A 20,798-nucleotide genomic window follows, 5' to 3' on the forward strand; every position below is an offset into this window, starting at 1 on the left:
AGGGGGAGCGTATGGCAGCCGACGACAAGCGAGGTGCCGACAGGCGAGGGGATGACAGGCGCTTAGCCGACGACCCCGATTATAACGGGCCGGAGCGTCGCAAGGGCGACCGGCGTTCAGGCAAGGATCGCCGCGAGACCGACCGGTCCTGACGCGGGGAGACCGGCCGGCAGGAGACATGTCGTGACCGCTTTACCCCGCCTTTCGGTCGATATCGTGTCCGATGTGATGTGTCCCTGGTGCATCATCGGCTGGCTGAAATTCGAAAAGGTCATGGATCATTTCGCGGGTCGGTTCGACTTTCGCGTGCAATGGCATCCGTTCGAGCTCAATCCGGACATGCCACCCGAAGGCGAGGATGCCGTCGCGCATGTGATGCGCAAATATGGCATTACGGCCGAACAAAGTCGTGCGAACAGCGGCAAGATGTCGGGAGTCGCGGCGGACCTTGATTTTACCTTCAATCGCGGACCCGGTTTCCGCATGCGCAACAGTTTCGACGCGCACCGGTTGCTGAGCTGGGCCGGAGCGCTCGAGGAGCCCGAGCAGCAGGCGGCAACGGGCGTACAAACCGCGCTGAAACTTGCGCTGTTCCGCGCGCACTTCACCGATAATCGAGACGTCAGCGATCATGGCGTGCTTGCCGATGTCGCCGCATCGGTCGGACTCGACCGCGACCGGGCCTTTACGATTCTGGCGGGTGAAGAATTTGGTGAGATGGTGCGGGTCGAGGAGGCCTATTGGGCCGACCAGAATGTGACGGGCGTGCCGGCATTTATCCTCGGCGGGCGGATGCTGATTCCGGGCGCGCAGGATCCCGAAGTGTTCATCCGGGTGATCGAGGCAAAGATACTCGCGGCCGCCGCCTGACGGAACGACAGCGCATCATGGCGCGTTTTCCGGCCACCCCCTGAAAGGAGCCGGCGATGATCGACGATCCCCGCAATAGCGATGACGAAGCCCGCGAAGCGCGCAACCGCGAGCAAGACGACGAGGACGCCCAGGCGCAGACCGTTGCCGAGGCTGCACGGCACGCTCGCCCGCTGGAAGATAGCGACAAGCCCAAGAGCAGCGACGCGAGCGGCGATGTGCAGGATCTGGTCGACCATATGCGCCAGATGGAACGGTCAGGCCGCATCGACATGGACGCCTATCGCGGCGAACGCAGCGATGATGACGAGGATGACGAACTCGGCCCCGGCGGTGTCGAGGATGACGAGCCGCGCGGGGCGCCCTGATCTGGGGTCAGGCCCTAATCGCGCGGGCTGCGAAGGACATCGGCCAGTGCGATCGGGCCCAGCGTGAACAGGAAAGCGCCCATCATCAGCGTGAAAATCAGCACCGGGGTTTGCAGCAACGGGTTGGCCATGACGATATCTCCTTGATCGTGATGCCCTGCTATGTGCCGGCTTCGCACCTCACGCATTGATCGAGGTCAAAACGGTGCCGCGTCGGATGTGATCGCTCCGACTTGCTCGCCAAAGCGGACGCGGCCCTCAGGATTCTGCCAAGGCTTCGCGCTTAGGGTCGGAACATGTCCGGACCCGATTTTCGTTTCGACAGGCGCTATGCCGTCCGCCCGCGGAGGTTGCGCAGACCTCCGATCCCGATACGCCGCAAACCATGGGCAAAGTTTCGGCTCGCTCCCGCGATGACGATCGCCTTCTTCGCGACGATCGCGTTTCTTCAGCGCTCTCCAGACACGCGGGGAGGTGTCAGCGCGCCGGTAGTGAACGACATGCTGACTGCGGACTTCGGACTTTGCCATACCGGTGGTGGACGTGACTGTGTCGTCGATGGCGACACCTTCTCGTTCGCGGGAGAAACCTATCGCATCGCCGACATCGATACGCCGGAAACACACCCGGCGCGCTGTGCCGGGGAAGCTGCGCTTGGCACTGCGGCGACGGAACATTTGAGGACATGGCTCAATGCGGGTGCCTTCAGCTTGGAAGGCGTGGACCGTGATGCCGACCATTATGGCCGCAAGCTCAGGATCGTGACGCGCGACGGCACAAGCGTCGGCGATGCGTTGATTGCCGAAGGTCTGGCGCGTCCTTGGGAAGGTCTCCGACGTCCGTGGTGCTAGTCGGCGGGCGCGGGCGGCAATTCGTCGCGCAGCGGCTTGTTCGGGCCCGCGAGCTGACGGTCGATATCGTCGGCAAGCAGCCAGGCGACCGGATCGTCGCCTTTGGCACGCAGCGCGTCACGCCGCGCGATCAGCGCTGCCTTGCGATCAGCCTCGGGCAGCGCTTCGACCTCGAGATAAAGGCGCACCGCCGCGAGCCACGGCGCATCGTCGGTCAGCACATCCTCGGCCCAGCGGCTGAACGGACCGCCCGCAGGCACCCATGCGCCATCGCGCCGGTCGAGGAAGAAAAGCAGGCGCGATCCTTTGGGCACCATATAGCGAATGCAGCCCCCTATTTCGGAGAGCGGGTGTGCATTCTCGAGGTCATAGGGATTGCTGAGCAGCGCAAAGCGGCCGGTGGCGAGCGCGATCGGTAGCGTCGTCGGGGCGGCCGCCGGGTCGCCCTTCAGGACTGCGACGGGCCGGATATCGATGCGCATCGCGTCCGGGTCGGTCGCCTCGTCCATCGCGGTACCGCCTGTAACCGTGGCGAGCAGGATCATCTCGGCCTGCCCGGTCAGCTCGATGTTCGTGGGTATCCGGTATCCCGCCACCGGCGAGCAGGCGAAGGCAGGCGGCGAGAGGGCGAGAGCTACCGTCGTGGCGAGACAAAGAAGAAGACGATGCATCGCGCGAAGCTAGCGTGACGCCAGGCAGTTGGAAAGCGGGCGCGGCTTTCGGGCGGCTCGTCGGAGCCTCTGGAGCCGACTCGCTTTCCATGCGTATGATGCCAAACGCTCCCGTCCCCTTCGGGAGCGGCAAGGAGACTCATCATGGCCGATCATGACCACAGCGCGATCAAGGAAGATATGAATGTCATCGGTGCCGACGGCGTCCATATCGGCACCGTCGACCATCTCGATGGCGAACGGATCAAGCTGACGAAGGCCGACAGCGTCGACGGCAAGCATCATTATCTGCCCGCCGGCCTCGTTGCCGCGGTCGAGGGTGACACGGTACGCCTGTCGGCGAATGCCGTAAACGCGATCGACCTGTTCGAAGAAGCCGAATAGCCGGACATAGATGGCCGGGGCCGCAATCCGGCGCCTTGGCACTCAAAACTGGCCCGTCCCCGCCACAGCGGGGGCGGGCCGTTTTCGTTGGCATTTGTGATTTTTCAAACCCTTGCCGCTAAAGCCGCGCGGCAATGGATCGAACGGGACAGAATAAGGCGCCGGTGACGCGCGGCGTTTGGTGGCGCGTCGCAGCAGGATTGCTGCTGTTCGCGGCGGGCTATGCGATCGCTAACCGGTTTCAGCTCGCGCATGGCGTTCTCTATCGCTTCGCCGCGGGCGACACCGGCGGCGGTATCGTCGCCTTCCTCTTCATGGCGTTTCAGGCGGCGGTGTTCCTTGCCGCGCTGCTGCTGTTTCCACGGCGCTGGGCGGCGGTGCTTCTTGTGCTCGCCGGCGTTTCGACCCTCGTCAACATCGGCTATACGCAGATCATCCCCGAACTCGTCGACGGCGGAACACTTGCGTGGATGATCGCCGAGGCGAGGCAGGCGGGGCACGCGGCGGGTCAGTTCGGCCCGGCCTTTGTCTGGACCGCGTGCCAGGTGGCGACGGCGCTGGCGCTGTTTGTGGCAGCGCGTTCGCTCATTCGGAGCGCCGTGACGCTGCCGTGGACGAGGCCGCTCGCCGCGCTGCTGCTGTTCCTGCTTTTCATCCCGAGCCCGATCTATCGCGATTTCGAGGTCTGGCCCGAAAGTGCCGAGCGCAACCTCTATGGCCTCGGCGTCGATCTTCTCCTCGCGCCGCCGCCGCCGCCGCGCGGCGCGGTCGATATCGTGCGAGACCGGAATGCCCTGACGCCGCGCCATGTCGTCTGGCTGGTGGACGAGAGTATCGCCGAGGCGCCGTTTGCGAAGCTTGTCAAACCGAGCCTTGCGGCGATCCCGCATCTCGATTTCGGGGTCGCGGCGTCGGTCGGCAATTGCAGCGCCCCTGCGCAGGTCGCGTTGCGCTCGGGGGTCGACGTCCGCCACACCACGCCCGCAACCGATCTTCGCCGGACCCCGTCGATCTGGGCCTATGCGCGGGGCGCCGGATACAGCACGACGCTGATCGACGGGCAGACTGCGGGAGCGCCGCAGAATCTGATGCTGCCGCCCGAGCGCGCGTTGATCGATGCCTATCGCCCGATGGTCGGCGGGATCGATACCGACCTGCGGATCGCCGACGCGATCAACGCGGAGCTGAAGACCGGGGACAAGAGCTTTACCTATGCGGTGCTCCGCGGCGTCCATTTCCAGTATCGCGACCATTATCCCCATGGCGCCATTCCGGCGGACAGCCCGGTCGCGCTGCAATATGAAACCGCGCTTCGCTGGTCGAAAGGCAAGTTCTTCGAGCGACTGCTTGCCGGTGTCGATCGCGAAGCGGTCGCGATCGTCTACACCTCCGATCATGGCCAGAATCTGACCCCCGGCGCGCTGCCGCATTGCAGCCGCGAGGCGGTCGCCGACGAGTTCCGTGTGGCGCTTCTCGCCTTCCTGCCGGCGCGCGAGGCGGCGCGTTATGCCGCCGCGCCGCGCGCCGGGCATTCGGCGAGCCAGATCTTTCCGGCGACGCTCGGCTGGATGGGCTATGATCGCGTGGCAGCCGCAGAGCGTTACGACGAGGATCTGACGAAACCCACCGCGCGCTATGTGTGGTTCGGGCGCACAGTCATCCCGCTAGCGAAGGGCGATACGATTTCGGTTACCCCCGGACCCGATTTCCCCGGCTCTCGCCGGCCCTGACAGGAACGGAGCCGGCAGGGGGGGGTATCCGGCTCCGTTCCTGCCCGTCCCTCGCGACCCCGAAGGACGGGTTTGCACCGGCACCCAGGGAGATGCCGGCGCGGGTGGGGATTAGCGGCTCGTCGCCTCCGCACCGCCCTGAACGCGGGCGCGGATTTCGGCCTTCGCCAGCTTGGTCACCAGCGGACCGGTGACGCTGTCGGCCTTGCTGTAAATCTCGGCGAGCGGGACGTTGTAGAGCTTGCCGCCGTCGACGATCACTGCGGTGCCGCCAACGACGCCGCCGACCTGTGCCAGCACGGGGGTGGCGAAAAGCGCGCCCGCGCCGGCGAGAAGAAGGATGGTCTTGCGCATGGAATCTCTCCTTGGCTGCGGGCAGCCGCATGGGCCGCCTCGTTGCGCGACAAACCCGCCGGTGCGCCCACTTGTTGCCTGGCAGGCGACGGAGCGTCGCAGCGGCGCGGCAAACCGCGAGCGCGAAACGGAGCCAGAGCGGATGCGAATGCTTTCGGGCGGCCGCGCTTGGCATGATAGACGGAGGCAGGGCGCGGACAGCAGGGGAGGATTATGCAGAAGAATCGATTTGGCCGGCCGCAGATATTGCGGACAGGCGGGCTCGTCGCTGCGGCCGCGATGCCGCTGATACTCGCGGGATGCGGGGGGAAGCCGCCGCAGGGAACGTCGCGCCCACCCGACCGGCTGGTGATGGCGAGCGCGGTCGTCAACGCGTTGAAATGCGAGCTCGCCGAAACCTTCGCCGACGGAAATTACACGCGCGACATGCTCAAGACCGATCCCGACGGGACGAGCAAGGTCGAGGTCACGCTGTCGCTGGGCGATAGCAGTGGACGGACGCGGAGCGGCGAGGCCGGGCTGGACGTCGAGGCGTTCGGGATCGGCTTTACCCCGACGGGCTCGCGCGAACGATCGGTCACGCAGGGCCAGTCAATCGACTTCGAGTTCAGCTTCGCGGCGCGCGACGGCATGGCGATTTCGCCCGAATGCGCGGCGCTGAAGGCGGACCCGAAAGCCCTTGCAGCGGCCAAGCGCGGGGAGAGGCCGAATGTCGCGGTCGCGGTGGTCCGGGACGCGCCGTTCAAAAAGCTGCTGGGCGGGATCAAGGCCGAATATGACAAGGTACGGCCGGGCGAACCGAAGGTCAGCTTCGGGGCGATCAGCTATTCGACCGAGTTCGAGGTCGCGCGCGAGGAGAGCTTCGGCGCCGAGGTCGCGTTCCTCGTGTTCAAGATCGGCGGCACGCAGACGAACAGCCGCAGCGCGTCGCAAAAGGTCACGCTGAAATTCGACCTGAGCAAGCTGCCGCGGCTGACGCCGGGGGTCTGATCGCTCAGCGCGGGCGCGGCGCTCCGGCGATCAGCCGGGTCAGCGTCGCGGCGCGCGCCCGTTCGGCTCTCCAGTCGCGCTCGGGCCGGGCGCGCATGCGTTCGAGAAGGACGGCGAGTTCCTTGCGGCGGTCGCCTTCGGTTACGGCCTGCATCGGCTTTCTCCTTTCGCCCGCCAGCATAGCAGGGCGCGGCACCGATTGAAGGGCACCCGCCGCGCCGCCGGGGCGGCTGGCCCCGCTTCGCTGCGTCCGCGCCTCAGAGGGTGGGCGGAAGCTCGCTCAGCCGCTCGTCGCGCTGCGCGCTTTCGCGGTCGCGTTGCCGCTGGATCTTGCGGTCGCGGCTGTTGTACCGCGCCCAGAAGACGGCTGCGACTCCCGCTGCGATGAGAAGGCCGATGAGCATATAGGCTAGAAGGATCCGGGTTTCGATGGTGCACACTCCGTCATGGAGCAAAACGGCACTCCGCATCCCATACGGCCCGCACACGCAAAGGTTCCTTCATGGCCCCGGATAGAGCGCGGCGGCGCCATGATCGTAGCTGAGGCTTTCGGACAGGCGAAAGCGGCCCTCGGCGGGCATCCATTGCCAGACGTGCATGTAACGCGCGCCGCCGACCATATCCCAGCGGCTCTCCTTCGCATTCCATTCGAAGAAGACATGGCTCGCCTCCTCCAGCGCCCCCCAATTGCCGAGTTGGCGGATCGTGCGCGATCCGGGGACGAGCATCCGGCGGTTCTTATACCCCGCGTCGGTGCCGCCCGGCGCGCGGTCGGCGCAACGCTTTTCCATGCCCGCGACGAAGCTGTCGCGGTCCGGAATTGCCAGCCCGTCCTTGTCGTGGAGCATGCGATATCCGGGGGTGAGCAGGTCGGGCAGGACCTTTGCATCGCACCCCTCGAACGCCGCCCAAAAGAGGCGTGCGTCGTTGGCGGCGATTTGTGAAGCGAGCGCGTCGCCCGTGGGCATCGGGGCCCACACCGGTGCGGGCGCCGACGCAGACAGCGCTGCGGCGAAGAGGAGAGAGAAAGCCATGCGATATTCCTTGCTGTATTGATATGATAATACAGTGCAATTGCGGCGTTGCAAGCCCGCACCCGTCGAGGGTGCGCGCGGACAAAGGTCGCGAACATTGTCCACGCCGCGACCGGGCGGAACGTCGCAAAGATCGCGTCAACGCGCAGAAGGATATTGACTTGGGCGGGCGAGGGGCGCCGAATACGGTGTCCCGATGTCAAGGCGAGTGCGCGCGATGATCCTGTTGGAATGGCATCACAGGCTTGCAGGAACCGGCCGGCCATGATCGCGGCGCTGATGATCCTGAGCGCGGCGTCGCCCGGCGCGCCCGACGCGCGCGTCATCGAGTGGCTCCTGATGAGAAAGGAATATTGTACCGCGACCGTCGACGGGTGCATCGATCACGACGGGCGGCAGGTGCATGCCAATACGCGCTATGCCGTCAGCAACGTCGTTTGCGAGGATCCGGAGCCGGATAGCTGGTCGTGGCGGTGCAGTTTCGATGTCCGGCAAACCCGCTGGATGGAGGGCGAGCAGGTCGGCGAGGCGGCAGACCGGAAGATGACCGGGACGTTCGACGCCGTGGGCGTCATGGGCCACAAGGGCAAGAAGATCACCGACTTCATCTGGATGCAGCGCGCGGAGGAGTGATCGCCGGATCCGGCTGGAGCGGTTGATCGGATGCGTCTGAATTTGACCGATTGCAGCCGTCTCTATCGTCGTCACCCCGGACTTGATCCGGGGCCTGCCTTCTTGAAGGAAAAGGCGGATCCCGGGTCAAGCCCGGGATGACGAAAAAGGAGAAAGCGTTCGCTAATCACCCCGAAGCGGACACCGCATGTCCCGGCATCGTCCGCGCCGCCCGGGCTGGCGCCGCGCCTTATGCGTCCCTATCTGTGCGGACGATGACTTATCAGGACCGGACAATCAGCCAGAGACCCATCGTCGTGATCGCGCGGCTGAAGGCGAAGCCGCTGGCGGCGGGGCAGCTGATCGCCGCGCTGGCCTTTGCCGGGCTGGCGCTGCGACAGGGATGGCCGGTGCGCGGCGACGGGGCGGGGCAGGTGATCCGGTCGATCCTGTTCGGCGACGCGGTGGCGACGGTCGCAATGCTCGCCGCGGCCTTTGCCTTCTGGACCTGCCTGCGGCTGTGGCGCCAGCGCGACGCCTATATCTTCCACGATGGCCGGCGGCTCTATCGCGGCGGCACGCTGTCGTGGCCGCTCGACGCGATCCGCGACGTGGTGGCCGAGCGTAACGGCATCGGCCTGACGTCGCTGCGGCTGGTGGTCGACGACGACAGCGAGGTAACGCGGTCGCTGGTCCCGCTGCCTTTGCTCGACGGCTCGGCCGAAGCGGTGCGCGGCGGCGTGCTGTTCGCGGCCGGCGGGATGCGCGGGGTGCCGCACGGGGTCACGGTGAATTGAGGCACGCGCCCCGCGCCCGCTATAGCGCGATGACCTGTTTCAGATCGTCGAAATAGCGATCCATCTGGATCCGCGCGGTATCGCTGATCCGGATGAAGATGCGGCGCCGGTCCTTCGGGTCGGCGTCGCGCGCGAACCAGCCGTTGCTTGTCATCGAATTGATCCAGCGCAACGCGGTCGTCGCGGGGACGCCGGATGCGATGCACAGGCTGGAAACGGCAACCTGCCGATGCTCGTAATGCGACGCGTAAAGATCGAGCAGCATGTCCCAGGCCGGATCGGAGAAGAGGTCGCCGGGGAAATAGCGCAGCCGTTTCTGGCGCCCGGCGAGCAAGTCGCGAACCAGTCGGGCGCGGCCGTCGGAAAAGGCGACCGGTGTTCCGCCGGCATCGGGCCGCTGCTGTTCGTCGGAGAAAGACAAGTTACCGGGTGGTAATCGCGAGCAAAGCCGGGTGACCATAGTTTCGAGCGCTGCAAGTCGAGGCCCGATTTCCTCGCCATTACTGATTCCGTGCCCGGCAAATTGTCCCATATTCACCCCCCAAGTTCACTGAGGACTTGAGAATCATGATCCGCTTTAGACCATTTTACTTGAAATGTTATGTCCAAAGCGGAGGGGATTTCTACCAAACTGGCGGGGTTCGGGATAAGTCCGTGCGAACATGCCGGAATCTGGTCAGAGGAAATATCCAGATTGGTATCGAATTCGGCACGACATAACATTCGCCAGTCTTGCGACGGTGCGTGGCGGAGCCGTGGCTGTGCGCGTCGAGCGCGGGGGTGGCGGGATCGGGCGTGGCCTCGGTCGGCTGGCACCCTCAATTCGTCACCCCGGACTCGATCCGGGGCCCATGCGGCGTGACGGTCAAGCGCAATCAATGGGTCCTGACCCCAGGGTTTATTGCGCTTGTCGCCGTAATCCATGAACTGTCACCTTAATTCCCGATCAGGCCAGCATGGCCTTGTGCGGCTTCCATTATTCCCGTCTCTCTCAGCCAGTCCTCTACCAGCGATGGCCACTTCTCTACCGGATGGCCCAGCGGTCGCATGGCGAACGCATGGCCACCCTTGGCGAAGAGATGGACCTCGGCCTTCACCCCCGCGGCATCGAGGGCGCGGGCATAGACGATGCTGTTACAGATCGGGTCGACGGGATCGTCCCATGCCTGCAACAGGAAGGTGGGCGGGGTCATTCTGCTTGCCTTGATTCCGGGGTCGAGCGTGCCACCCGCCCGGCACAGATGGCCGGGGAACATGGCGACGGCAAAATCGGGGCGGCTGCTTATCTGGTCGATCGCGTCGACCGGCTTGTACGCAGGAGTGAATATATTGCTGGTCTGCGCGACAAGATAGCCGCCAGCGGAAAAGCCGATAACGCCGATTTTTCCCGTATCGATCGACAGGGATTTTGCGCGTGACCGCACGAGCCGAATGGCACGTTGCGCATCCTGCAACGCCCAAAGATGCTTTGGGGTGACGGCGCAGTCACATTCGCTGTCATAGTGATGATTGCTCTTTGGAACGCGATATTTCACGAGAACGCACGTGATTCCCCTGGAGGTCAGCCAGTCGCAAACCTCCGTCCCTTCCAGATCGATCGCGAGCTTCTGAAATCCGCCGCCCGGAAAGACGAGCATGGCGGTGCCGTTGCCTGCAATTTTCGCAGGAAAGATCGTCATGGTCGGTTCGGAGACATTGAAGACGCCGGTGAGCGGCAGCCCGGCGAACCGGTCGGGATTGGTCGCCGTCTCGCTATATTCGGGGGGAATATCGACACCATCCATATTCGGTGCCTTGCCGGGCCAGAGCGAAACTTGCTGCCCGCCCGCCGGAGGTTGCCACACGCCGTCCTTGCGGCCATCGGCTTTCTGCGGAGCGGCGAGCTGGGGGCCGGCATTGCCACGGGGTTTTGCGGGCTCGGCTGCGCCGCAACCAGCCACCAAATATTGTACGGACAAGGCGCCGGCCAGAAGCAGGCGGCCGTGCCGGAAAAATCTGCGCATCCCCATCATACTCCTGTCCCGTCGGTCGCGGATGACCGTGCGGACCCTGCCTGCCGCAATATCGGCCTGCCGCCCAGAGGATGATTTTTCGGGTTTGCCCCTAGTTTTTCTGGGGGCGGGGCATGGATCCCGGATCAAGTCCGGGATGACGAAGAAGGGGGCTGCGGCCTGCTCCGTTTACCCACCAAGCGGTGGCAACCCCAATTCCGCCGCCAAGTCCCGCCAATCGGGATTACCCGCCTCGATCATCTCGATCTTCCACTGGCGCTGCCAGTTCTTGATCTGCTTCTCGCGCGTGATCGCCGCGTGCATCGTCCCGGCGAGTTCGAACCAGACGAGCGTCTTGAGGCCGTAGCGCTTGGTGAAGCCGTCGAAACTGCCGCCCCGATGCTGGACGATGCGCTGGATCAGGTGCGAGGTGACGCCGGTGTAGAGCGTGCCGTGTCGCGCGCTCGCCACGATATAGGCGCAGGGCTGGAAGTCGGCGTGCATGGGGGGAGGCTAGGGCGGCGATGGACCCCGGATCAAGTTCGGGGTGACGAAGATAGGGTGGGAATCGAGGCTTCTCTCCCGATCGTCATGCCGGACTTGATCGGGCATCCATGCGTGGTCGGGCTAATTGGAGATTGTCGCATGTGTCACGGAAGTCCCCCTGATCCTCATAGGCCTTAGAGGGTGAATGCCTGTATGACTTCTCCATCAGGAGTCACAACAAATTCAGATTCTTCAAGGATTTGTATTCCGTCCTGTATTAGAGAAATAAACTCTTCAGCATCAGAGAAGTAATTTCGATACGCGGATTTAATGGATTCGCCAGATCTGGAACCTACGAGAACAATATCAGCCTTGTCTGATAGAATTTCTTCTAACCTATTATATTCTGATATAGCCTGATTAACAGTTTCAAAACTTCTTATCTCAAGCTGATTCTCAGAAAATAAATCAGCCTCATAACGAAATATAAGTATGGATGCTCCGTCAAGGTTTATGGATCCTTCGCTTCTCCTTATTTCAGAGAAGAGGCGGATCATATGAGTCTTATTTTCAAGATCTTCAAATTTTTCTATAATATCTTTATTTGTATGATCTGGGAGGCAGGAAAATGATCCTTCAAACCCCCGAGACAAAATTTCGCTACAGACTTTAAAAAATTCAATGAAATCTGGATTGCCTCTATCGAACTTCGGGTCATTTTCAGTAATAAATCCAGCTAACTCAACTGCTGTAGCCCACGCATGTTGAATTGAAGTGCGATATTGAATTTCAACTAGTAAACCGTTCCATGGCTGTTTCTCACCGGCGCGACCTTTCTTAGGTTCCACATGATAGGTGTAAACGTCATGAATGCCGCGATAACCACTTGGCTTGGGGTTTTTGATGTAGTTCCATCGATCATCATCGGCGCCACGACGTTTGTGGTCAAATCTTGCTGTATGAATCAGCCTTCTAAAATGATGTAGATCGTCGATATCTTGAAATATGACCCGGCATCCTGCGATGTCGTGCATGCGAGATAATCTCATTTCCGGTTCACGACTGAGCTTATCTACTATCGTTGGCCTGCGCTTCAAGCGCTGCGCTATCTGAACATCGATGTCCTTTGCTCGGTTGTAAAGAACAGTTTTGAAGGTATTCAGAATGTTAGCATGTGATGCTCGCCAATTCTCCAGAACAACCAAATCTTCTGGCTGCTCGTTAGGTCTCCCAATACGTTGTCCAGCTCTATCCACTCGGCCTTTTGAGAACCTAGGCTCCTCGTAGGGGCGCTTGGCGCTGGTCACTACAAACCTGTATTCCTTAATAGATGCATCTTCGGTTCTTATTTTGGTAATCGTTAATTAGGTCGATTTTCTAAATCGATCAAACCGAAAACCCGCCCGAGTTGCGCCGGTTCGAGCTCGCCGCCAGCACCTTCTTGCCCGTCGGGGTCAGGGCCCATTTGGCGCCCTGTTGCACCACGAGGCCCAGCGCGACGAGTTCGTCGCGGACGGGGTCGCTGGGCATTTGCGGGCGGCGGTTCGAGAGGCCTTCCAGCGTTGCGCGCTGGGGCTGGCTGAGGATCAGGAGTTTGGGTTTTTTCTTGTCGGTCATTTCGGGGGCCTTTTGCGTCTTTTAGCGGTGTGCCGTGGCTTCGGCGTCGCTGGCCCTCCCCGCGGCGGCTAGGGAGCATAGCTCCCAAGCCTTGCTGCCCCTCCCGCAGGCGGGAGGGGATTAGATATTACTCGGCGGCGATGCCGGCCTGTTTGAACATGTCTTCGCCGTCGCTTTCGGCGTCGTTGACTGGCGCGGCGTCGTCGCTGGTCTTGGCCTTCTTGCGGCTGTCGAAGCTGGTCCACACGGTGTTCCAGTCGCCGCGCGTCGCGCCCTTGCTGTATTCGGTCGCGCGCGTCTCGAAGAAGTTGGCGTGCTCGACGCCGTTCAGCAGCGGGGCGAGCCAGGGGAGCGGGTGCTCGTCGATCATGTAGATCGGCTGGAAACCGAGCTGCCCCAGGCGCCAGTCGGCGATATAGCGGATGTAGCGCTTGATCTCCTTCGGCGTCATGCCGGGGACGGGGCCCTGTTCGAACGCGAGGTCGATGAACGCATCCTCCAGCCGCACCGTCTTCTGGCAGGTGTCGATGATGTCTTCCTTCACCGCCTTGGTCAGGCAGTCGCGTTCCTTGGTGAAGGTGTGGAACAGCTTGATGATGCCTTCGCAGTGGAGGCTCTCGTCGCGGATCGACCAGCTGACGATCTGGCCCATGCCCTTCATCTTGTTGAAGCGCGGGAAGTTCATCAGCATCGCGAAGCTGGCGAAAAGCTGCAAGCCTTCGGTAAAGCCGCCGAACATCGCGAGCGTGCGCGCGATATCCTCGTCATTGTCGACGCCGAAGGTGCCCATATAGTCGTGCTTGGCGCGCATCTCGTCATATTCAAGGAACATGCCATATTCGCTCTCGGGCATGCCGATCGTGTCGAGCAGGTGGCTGTACGCCGCGATATGCACCGTTTCCATGTTGCTGAACGCGGTCAGCATCATCTTGATCTCGGTCGGCTTGAACACGCGGCCGTATTTCTCGTGGTAGCAATCCTGCACCTCGATATCGGCCTGCGTGAAGAAGCGGAAGATCTGCGTCAGCAGGTTGCGTTCATGGTCGCTGATCTTCTGCGCCCAGTCGCGGCAATCCTCGCCCAGCGGCACTTCCTCGGGAACCCAGTGGATCTGCTGCTGGCGCTTCCAGAAATCGAACGCCCACGGATATTCGAAGGGCTTGTAGGTCTTGCGGGCTTCCAGCAATGGCATCGGCGTTTCCTCGGGTCTCTATGTCTCGGGTCGGGTGCCCCGGCTTGCGCCGGGGATCACGCGTTTATTGGCAGGCCAGACACTCGTCGTAATCGGTGCTTTCGGCGCTGAGTTCGTACTTCGGCGCTTCGGCGGTGTTGTCGGCCTCGACTCCGCCCGCGAAGCCGGCGCGCTGCACCGATTTCGAGCGGAGATAATAGAGCGATTTGATGCCGAGTTCCCACGCGCGATAGTGGAGCATCAGGAGATCCCATTTCTCTACGTCGGCGGGGATGAACAGGTTCAGCGACTGTGCCTGATCGATGTACGGCGTGCGGTCGGCCGAGAGTTCGAGCAGCCAGCGCTGATCGATCTCGAAGCTGGTCTTGTAGCAATCCTTCTCGTCCTGCGACAGGAAGTCGAGGTGCTGGACGCTGCCGCCGCGTTCGAGGATCGAGTTCCACACATTGTCGCTGTTCTTCGCCTTGTCGACAAGGAGGGCTTCGAGATGCGGGTTGCGGATCGAAAAGCTGCCCGACAGCGTCTTGTGCGTGTAGATATTCGCCGGGATCGGCTCGATGCACGCGCTGGTGCCGCCGCAGATGATCGAAATCGACGCGGTCGGCGCGATCGCCATCTTGCAGCTGAAGCGCTCCATCACGCCCTGATCGGCGGCGTCGGGGCAGGGGCCGCGTTCCTTGGCGAGCAGCATCGACGCCTGATCGACCTGCGCGCGGATATGCTTGAAGACGCGGAGGTTCGACGATTTCGCCATCGCGCCCTCGAACGGCAGGCCGCGTGCCTGCAGGAAGCTGTGGAAGCCCATGACGCCGAGGCCGACCGAGCGTTCGCGGCTGGCGCTGTACTTGGCGCGCGCCATTTCGGGCGGGGCGCGGTCGATATAGTCCTGGAGGACATTGTCGAGCATCCGCATCACGTCTTCGATGAAGCCCTTGTCGCCGTTCCACTCGTCCCAGGTTTCGAGATTGAGCGACGAGAGACAGCAGACCGCGGTGCGATCGTTGCCGAGATGGTCGCGGCCGGTCGGCAGCGTGATTTCCGAGCAGAGGTTCGAGGTCGACACCTTGAGGCCGAGGTCGCGATGATGCTTGGGCATCATGCGGTTCACCTGGTCGATGAAGATGATGTAGGGTTCGCCGGTCGCGAGGCGCGTCTCGACGAGCTTCTGGAACAGCGAGCGCGCGTCGACGGTGCCGCGGACGCTCTGGTCCTTCGGCGAGCGGAGGTTGAATTCGGCGCCGTCGCGGACGGCCTCCATGAACTCGTCGGTGATCAGGACGCCGTGGTGCAGGTTCAGCGCCTTGCGGTTGAAGTCGCCCGAGGGTTTGCGGACCTCAAGGAACTCCTCGATCTCGGGGTGCGAGATGTCGAGGTAGCAGGCGGCCGAACCGCGGCGGAGCGAGCCCTGCGAGATGGCGAGGGTCAGGCTGTCCATCACGCGGACGAAGGGAATGATGCCGCTGGTCTTGCCGTTGAGGCCGACGGGTTCGCCGATACCGCGCACCGCGCCCCAATAGGTCCCGATGCCGCCGCCGCGGCTGGCGAGCCAGACATTCTCGTTCCACGTGCCGACGATGCCCTCAAGGCTGTCGTCGACCGAGTTCAGATAGCAGCTGATCGGCAGGCCGCGGCCGGTGCCGCCGTTCGAAAGAACGGGCGTGGCCGGCATGAACCACAGCTTCGAGATATAGTCGTAGAGGCGCTGCGCATGGTCGGCATCGTCGGCATAGGCCGCGGCGACGCGCGCGAACAGATCCTGATAGGATTCGCCGGGGAGGAGGTAGCGGTCCTCGAGCGTTTCCTTGCCGAAGTCGGTCAGCAGCGAATCGCGGCTGCGGTCGACGGTGACGTCGAACCGGCGCGCGTGGACCGCAGGCTCGCCGGCATCGTTGAGCTTCGCTGCCGGCGAATCGGGCTTCGATTCGCTTGCTGCCGGAGCATCATTTTTTGCCAGTTCCATCGTCGCCACGTCGTTCATCTCCACCCGCTCGGTCTCGCGAAAATCCATCTAGATCGCCCCTGTTTCCTGACGCGCCAGCGGCGCGTTTGTTCCTGTCTTGTTCGACTCAGGGCGAAGCCCCTGTCTTAGCATCTAAACCCACCCGGCGGGCACATATTTTTGGCCGCACAAAGGGTTTTTCCGTGCCCATATGCCTTGGGCGACGGAAATCCGCCATTTACAGCCAATCACAATTTATTGGGGTGCCCCCGTGGTCTACCCACCATCTATAGTGCCACGTCTGTCGCTAGGCGCAAGACGGTAAATGACAGATTAGGGACTCGGTTCGTCGATATTTTGATTCGTCTCGTCGACGGTCCTGCACGCTTCACGGAGCGATAGCCAGCGTTTCTGCGGGGTTCGGGCGCCTGCGACGAAATTGCGCCGGCGCACCGAAAAATCCGCACCGTGCCCCCGGCGCCACACGCGCGCGCCGGACAACGAAAAAGGGCCCCGGCGATGCCGAGGCCCTTATTCTAATTCTTGTTCCGAGATTAGGCCGAAGCACCACCGTTGCCAGTGCCGCCGCCGCCCAGGAACTTCCAGAACCAACCCATGTCAGATCTCCTGTTGGCACTGCCCACGAGGAACAGTTAACGGAGCGTATACCTTAATTAGTAAGGTAAATCGAGTCTTAACTATATTGGCGACCGGCGATCAGCGCCAATCTGGCAGCTATGCGGTACGACTATGGGGTGATGCAGAAAGGCTATTCACCAGTTCGGAGAATAGTTGAGGCTTTCCAAGAAGATATCCCTGACCGACGTCGCAACCCAGTTGTTCGAGCAGGGCGAGCGTCGGCGTATCCTCGATCCCTTCGGCGACCGCGACGGCGCCGAGACGGTGCGCGAGATCGATCGTCGATTTGACGACCTCGAGGTTTCGCTGCGAATCGCGCATGGTCATCACGAATCGCTTGTCGATCTTGATCTCGTCGGCCTCGATCTCGGTCAGATATTCGAGGTTCGACTGGCCGGTGCCATAATCGTCGATCGACAGGCGGATGCCCGCGCGGCGCAGCTGCGCCAGCGTCTGGCGTGCCTGACGGCTGTTCTCGATCTGCGCGGTTTCGGTGATTTCGATCGTCAGCTTTTCGGCGGGCAAATGATGCGCGGTCAGCATGACGCGGATCGTGCCGACCAGATCGCTATGGTCGAGCAGGGTCGCCGACAGGTTCACCGACATATGGATGTCGAGCCCGCGCTGGCGCAGGTCGGACGCCGAGCGGATCGCCTGATCCATCACGAAGAGCGTGAGGCGATAGATGTCCTGGCTCTTTTCGGCCTGGACGATGAATTCGTCAGGCGGAATCGGCCCGCGCGTGGGGTGGGTCCAGCGCGCCAGCGCCTCGACCCCGGTGATCTGCTTCGTGGCAATCCGGTACTGCGGCTGGAAGGCGACCCAGATGTCGCCGCCCGTGAGGGCGTCCTCGAGCTGCGAGTGGAAGGACAGTTGCCAGCCGGCATCCTCCTTCTGGCGCGGAGTATATTTGGTCCACAGCGAGCGGGTGCGGATCGATTTTTCGGCGGCTACGAGAGCGGCGGCGAGCCGCTGCGCGTTCGATCCCTCGAACTCGTCGTTGACCCCGAAGGCGATCGCGACGTCGATGCGCAGCTCGCCGATCGTCAGCGGGGCGTTGAACAGCGCGGAGAGGCCCGCAAGCTGACCCTCGATCTGGCTATGCTGATAATAGGGCACGATCCAGGCGAAGGTGCCATCGAGATCATGATGGAGTATGGTGCCCTGCGAGGCGAGCTGCAGGCGGCGCGTGACCTGTTCGACCAGCTTGCCGATCCCGTCGCCGGGGATGAAGGCCGCGAGATCCTCGAAATTGACGACCTTGGCCGCGATCACCGTAGCGCTGCCGAACGGCGGCTGGCTGCGCAGCGCCTCGAAATTCGGCAAACCCGAAACGGGGTTTTCATGCTGCGCCGAGCGGCGTCCGCGGGTGCGCGACACATTGGTGCCGATCGCGGCGACGAGGAAGCAGGCACTACCGATCGAAAGGCTGACCAGCGAGGTCATCAGGATGAGCTTGACGGCAATGAGAACGCCGATGGTCGACACCGCCGACATGGTGAACCAGCGTGCGCGGCGGAACAACATGCCGCCGAGCATCGTGAGCGATGCCACGATCAGCGCGGGGACCCAGCCGATATCGACCGGCATGCGCCGTTTCAGCGTCTCCGCGCCGATCAGATGGATGAAGGCCCCCGGCACACGATCGTTTCCGGGCAGATAATGTGTATCCTGGAACGTCGGCGAGGTCGCGGCGAAGATCACGTCCTTGCCCGCGAGTTCGCGGCGACCGACCTTGCCCGCCATCACGTCGCTGGCGCTGTAGGTGGTGATCGTGTCGACGTTGTACGAATAGTCGAGGGCATAAACCCCCGCCTTGTCCACCTTGCGGTTTGCGAGCGTCGAGGAGAAGCTGGGGATCAGCTTGCCGCCGACATCGAAGGCGAGCGGGATGCGCCAGACCTGCCAGAATTCATATTCCCATCCGATCGTCGCTACATGGACGTCATTCCCGAAAGCCGGGCCGGGAAGGTTGACGATTTCCGCGGTCGCGCCATGGGCGTTCTTTGCCGCCGCGGCCAGCACGATCCGGCCCTGCATCCGCTTCACGGCATCGGTCAGCAGCGGCAGGTCGCGGTCGTTCTGACGCCGCTCATAGGTGAAATCGACGAACAGGCGTTTGGCCTGCGCGTCGTTGATCGCGTTGATGACGCGGGCGTGCTGGGCCGCCGAGAAGTCACCGCGCAGGGCCTGCGCCATTGTCTTGTCGTCGAGTGCGACGACGACGATCTGGCCCGAGACCGGACGCCATGCGAGACGGCCGACTGCGGCCTCGATCACGCGATCGATCGGTTCGGCCACCGACGACAGACCCGCCGCGATGCTGAGGAGCAGCGACAGGGCGATCGTGCGCCAGCTGATGATCAGGCTCTTGACCTTGATGGGCACGCACGTCTCCGCAAGATTGCGCTGACGTGCCTAGACCGGGTTGGTTAGCATCGCGTTAATCATGAACGGAGTCTTGCCGCGCCCCGTGGAGGGAGCGGCAAGCGATTCCGCAGATATCAGGCGATCGCGGGAAGCGGCGCCAGCGCGGCGTCGCCCGCAAGGACCGACGACGCAAGTCCGGTCGCCGCGGGGACGATCTGTTCGAGATAGAAGCGCGTCGAGACGATCTTCGCCTCCAGAAACGCGCTATCGCCGCCACCGGCTTCGAGAGCGGCCTTCGCGGCCTGCTGCTCGGTCGCCATCAGCCAGCCGCAGGTCGCGGTCGAGAGCATGGTGAGGTAGGGGTAGCTGCCCGCGAGCCGGTCGGGCGCGCTTGCCTGTTCGAGCCAGTCGGTGACGTGGCGGCAGATCTCTGTCAGCTCGGCGAGCTGTGGAAAATCGGCCGAGCCACGGGCAATGTCGTCGATCAGGCTGCGGACGCCGTCGCCGCCCGCGAGACCAAGCTTGCGCCCGACGAGGTCCGCGGCCTGGATGCCGTTGGTGCCTTCATAGATCGGCGCGATGCGGGCATCGCGATAATGCTGCGCGGCGCCGGTTTCTTCGATGAAGCCCATGCCGCCATGCACCTGCACGCCGAGGCTGGCGACCTCGCAGCCAATGTCGGTCGCATGCGCTTTCGCAAGCGGGATCAGGACATCGGCGCGGAGCGCCGCGGCGGCATCGCCGAGCTTGCCAAAATCGGTCTGCGCGGCGGCATAGTAAATCAGGGCGCGCGCGGCTTCGGTCTGCGCGCGCATCCGCCACAGCATGCGCTTGACGTCGGGGTGGTGTTCGATGGTCACCGGGGTGCGGTCGGCGGCGCCCGCGAGCGACGACTGGACGCGCTCGGCGGCATAGCGCGCCGCCTGCTGCAGCGCGCGCTCCGCGATCTGGACGCCCTGACAGCCGACCATCAGCCGCGCGTTGTTCATCATCACGAACATCGCCTTCATGCCGCCCATTTCGCCGCCGACGATCTCGCCGAGGCAATCCTCGCCCTCGCCATAGACCATCACAGCGGTCGGCGAGCCGTGGATGCCGAGCTTATGTTCGATCGAGGCGCAATGGACGCCGTTCGAAATCGTCGGATTGCCCTCCGCATCGAGGCGGTATTTGGGCACGAGGAACAGCGAGATGCCGCGCGTCCCCTCGGGCGCGCCGGGCGTGCGCGCGAGGACGAGGTGGACGATATTGTCGGTGAGGTCATGCTCGCCGAAGGTGATGAAGATCTTTTGCCCCTTGACCTTGTAGAGGCCCGCGTCCGGTCCGTCGGTGACCTTTTCGGCGGTCGAACGCAGCGCGCCGACGTCGCTGCCCGCGCCCGGCTCGGTCAGGTTCATCGTGCCGTTCCACTCGCCGGTCACCAGCTTCGGCAGCCACGTCTGGCGCTGATCCTCGGTGCCATAGGCCATCAGCGCGTGGATCGCGCCGGCGGTCAGGATCGGGCAGAGGGTGAAGCCCATATTCGCCGTCCCCAGCGCCTCGATCGCGACGGCGGCGAGCGTGAAGGGCAGATCCTGCCCGCCATAGGCGCCCGGACCGTCGAGGCTGCCCCAGCCGGCTTCGACGAACTGCTTGTACGCATCCTTGAACCCGGGGGGCATGGTGACCGTGCCGTCCTGCCATTTGGGGTTGGTCACGTCGCCAACGCGGTTGAGCGGCGCGTACACGTCCGCTGCGAATTCGCCGATGCCGGTGACGATCGCCTCGACCATGTCGGGGGTCGCGGCGGCATATTTCTCGTGCGCCGCCATCGCGTCGACGCGCGCGATATGGTTGAGAACGAAAAGCTGTTCGGTGGTGGGCGGCGTGTAAGTCATGGCAGGACACTTTGCTGGTGAATATC

At 63.1% G+C, this 20,798-nt stretch carries 22 protein-coding genes; 8 read left to right on the plus strand and 14 right to left on the minus strand.

The features are described from left to right. Nucleotides 1-183 precede the first annotated feature (183 nt). The 3 genes from ACQY80_RS11205 (at nucleotide 184) to ACQY80_RS11215 (ending at nucleotide 2,089) form a co-directional block, all read left to right on the plus strand. Complete coding sequence (locus ACQY80_RS11205; RefSeq protein ID WP_428679398.1) at nucleotides 184-870, plus strand: DsbA family oxidoreductase; 687 nt, start codon at nucleotides 184-186, stop codon at nucleotides 868-870. 56 nt (nucleotides 871-926) lie between these two features. Next, nucleotides 927-1,238 carry a hypothetical protein gene (locus tag ACQY80_RS11210; RefSeq protein WP_428679400.1) on the plus strand — a complete coding sequence of 104 codons (312 nt, stop codon included), beginning with the start codon at nucleotides 927-929 and terminating at the stop codon, nucleotides 1,236-1,238. Nucleotides 1,239-1,651: 413 nt separating this feature from the next. Further along, a complete protein-coding gene (locus ACQY80_RS11215; protein WP_428679403.1) occupies nucleotides 1,652-2,089 on the plus strand; it encodes a thermonuclease family protein in 438 nt (145 codons plus the stop codon). On the opposite strand, the gene ACQY80_RS11220 is transcribed toward ACQY80_RS11215, so the two are convergent. Further along, the gene (locus ACQY80_RS11220) at nucleotides 2,086-2,760 is read right to left on the minus strand and encodes a hypothetical protein (protein WP_428679406.1); all 675 of its coding nucleotides are present in this window, start codon (nucleotides 2,758-2,760) and stop codon (nucleotides 2,086-2,088) included. The genes ACQY80_RS11215 and ACQY80_RS11220 overlap by 4 nt on opposite strands. Nucleotides 2,761-2,904: 144 nt before the next feature. Here ACQY80_RS11220 and ACQY80_RS11225 point away from each other — a divergent pair, with 144 nt between their 5' ends. Then, nucleotides 2,905-3,144 (plus strand): DUF2171 domain-containing protein, encoded by a 240-nt coding sequence (locus ACQY80_RS11225; RefSeq protein WP_428679409.1) that lies wholly within the window; start codon nucleotides 2,905-2,907, stop codon nucleotides 3,142-3,144. Between the two features lie 134 nt (nucleotides 3,145-3,278). Then, nucleotides 3,279-4,874, plus strand: coding sequence for a sulfatase-like hydrolase/transferase (locus ACQY80_RS11230; protein WP_428679412.1), 1,596 nt, complete (start codon nucleotides 3,279-3,281; stop codon nucleotides 4,872-4,874). A 111-nt stretch (nucleotides 4,875-4,985) separates the two neighbouring features. Here the strand turns inward: ACQY80_RS11230 and ACQY80_RS11235 are convergent, their stop codons facing one another. Next, entirely contained in the window at nucleotides 4,986-5,228 is a 243-nt protein-coding gene (locus ACQY80_RS11235; RefSeq protein WP_428679415.1) for a hypothetical protein, read from the minus strand. A gap of 213 nt (nucleotides 5,229-5,441) precedes the next feature. Here ACQY80_RS11235 and ACQY80_RS11240 point away from each other — a divergent pair, with 213 nt between their 5' ends. Further along, nucleotides 5,442-6,218: a hypothetical protein gene (locus ACQY80_RS11240; protein WP_428679417.1), complete on the plus strand. Its 777-nt coding sequence runs from the start codon at nucleotides 5,442-5,444 to the stop codon at nucleotides 6,216-6,218. A 4-nt stretch (nucleotides 6,219-6,222) separates the two neighbouring features. On the opposite strand, the gene ACQY80_RS11245 is transcribed toward ACQY80_RS11240, so the two are convergent. The 3 genes from ACQY80_RS11245 to ACQY80_RS11255 form a co-directional block, all read right to left on the minus strand. Next, a complete protein-coding gene (locus ACQY80_RS11245) occupies nucleotides 6,223-6,372 on the minus strand; it encodes a hypothetical protein (RefSeq protein WP_428679420.1) in 150 nt (49 codons plus the stop codon). Nucleotides 6,373-6,475: 103 nt separating this feature from the next. Then, nucleotides 6,476-6,688 (minus strand): hypothetical protein, encoded by a 213-nt coding sequence (locus tag ACQY80_RS11250; protein WP_428679422.1) that lies wholly within the window; start codon nucleotides 6,686-6,688, stop codon nucleotides 6,476-6,478. Nucleotides 6,689-6,718: 30 nt separating this feature from the next. Beyond that, a complete protein-coding gene (locus ACQY80_RS11255; RefSeq protein WP_428679425.1) occupies nucleotides 6,719-7,252 on the minus strand; it encodes a DUF4440 domain-containing protein in 534 nt (177 codons plus the stop codon). 264 nt (nucleotides 7,253-7,516) lie between these two features. Between ACQY80_RS11255 and ACQY80_RS11260 the strand changes: the two genes are divergently transcribed. Together ACQY80_RS11260 and ACQY80_RS11265 are read left to right on the plus strand one after the other, a co-directional pair. Beyond that, nucleotides 7,517-7,885, plus strand: a complete 369-nt coding sequence (locus ACQY80_RS11260) for a hypothetical protein (protein WP_428679428.1) — start codon at nucleotides 7,517-7,519, stop codon at nucleotides 7,883-7,885. A 254-nt stretch (nucleotides 7,886-8,139) separates the two neighbouring features. Continuing rightward, on the plus strand, nucleotides 8,140-8,661 hold the full coding sequence (locus ACQY80_RS11265) for a hypothetical protein (protein WP_428685840.1): 522 nt from the start codon (nucleotides 8,140-8,142) through the stop codon (nucleotides 8,659-8,661). 19 nt (nucleotides 8,662-8,680) lie between these two features. On the opposite strand, the gene ACQY80_RS11270 is transcribed toward ACQY80_RS11265, so the two are convergent. From ACQY80_RS11270 to ACQY80_RS11310, 9 genes are all read right to left on the minus strand, one after another. Beyond that, a complete protein-coding gene (locus ACQY80_RS11270; protein ID WP_428679430.1) occupies nucleotides 8,681-9,082 on the minus strand; it encodes a winged helix DNA-binding protein in 402 nt (133 codons plus the stop codon). Nucleotides 9,083-9,596: 514 nt separating this feature from the next. Beyond that, a complete protein-coding gene (locus ACQY80_RS11275) occupies nucleotides 9,597-10,802 on the minus strand; it encodes an alpha/beta hydrolase (protein WP_428679433.1) in 1,206 nt (401 codons plus the stop codon). 39 nt (nucleotides 10,803-10,841) lie between these two features. Then, entirely contained in the window at nucleotides 10,842-11,156 is a 315-nt protein-coding gene (locus ACQY80_RS11280; protein WP_428679435.1) for a GIY-YIG nuclease family protein, read from the minus strand. A gap of 176 nt (nucleotides 11,157-11,332) precedes the next feature. Then, nucleotides 11,333-12,445 (minus strand): RelA/SpoT domain-containing protein, encoded by a 1,113-nt coding sequence (locus tag ACQY80_RS11285; protein WP_428679437.1) that lies wholly within the window; start codon nucleotides 12,443-12,445, stop codon nucleotides 11,333-11,335. A 79-nt stretch (nucleotides 12,446-12,524) separates the two neighbouring features. After that, nucleotides 12,525-12,755: a hypothetical protein gene (locus ACQY80_RS11290; protein ID WP_428679440.1), complete on the minus strand. Its 231-nt coding sequence runs from the start codon at nucleotides 12,753-12,755 to the stop codon at nucleotides 12,525-12,527. A gap of 127 nt (nucleotides 12,756-12,882) precedes the next feature. Beyond that, on the minus strand, nucleotides 12,883-13,947 hold the full coding sequence (locus tag ACQY80_RS11295) for a ribonucleotide-diphosphate reductase subunit beta (protein ID WP_428679442.1): 1,065 nt from the start codon (nucleotides 13,945-13,947) through the stop codon (nucleotides 12,883-12,885). A 64-nt stretch (nucleotides 13,948-14,011) separates the two neighbouring features. Beyond that, a complete protein-coding gene (locus ACQY80_RS11300) occupies nucleotides 14,012-15,955 on the minus strand; it encodes a ribonucleoside-diphosphate reductase subunit alpha (RefSeq protein ID WP_428679444.1) in 1,944 nt (647 codons plus the stop codon). 666 nt (nucleotides 15,956-16,621) lie between these two features. Then, nucleotides 16,622-18,913, minus strand: a complete 2,292-nt coding sequence (locus tag ACQY80_RS11305) for an EAL domain-containing protein (protein ID WP_428679446.1) — start codon at nucleotides 18,911-18,913, stop codon at nucleotides 16,622-16,624. Nucleotides 18,914-19,029: 116 nt separating this feature from the next. Beyond that, complete coding sequence (locus tag ACQY80_RS11310; RefSeq protein WP_428679448.1) at nucleotides 19,030-20,772, minus strand: acyl-CoA dehydrogenase; 1,743 nt, start codon at nucleotides 20,770-20,772, stop codon at nucleotides 19,030-19,032. Nucleotides 20,773-20,798 lie beyond the last annotated feature (26 nt).

This window comes from Sphingopyxis sp., from assembly GCF_965279755.1.
Classification (GTDB): domain Bacteria; phylum Pseudomonadota; class Alphaproteobacteria; order Sphingomonadales; family Sphingomonadaceae; genus Sphingopyxis.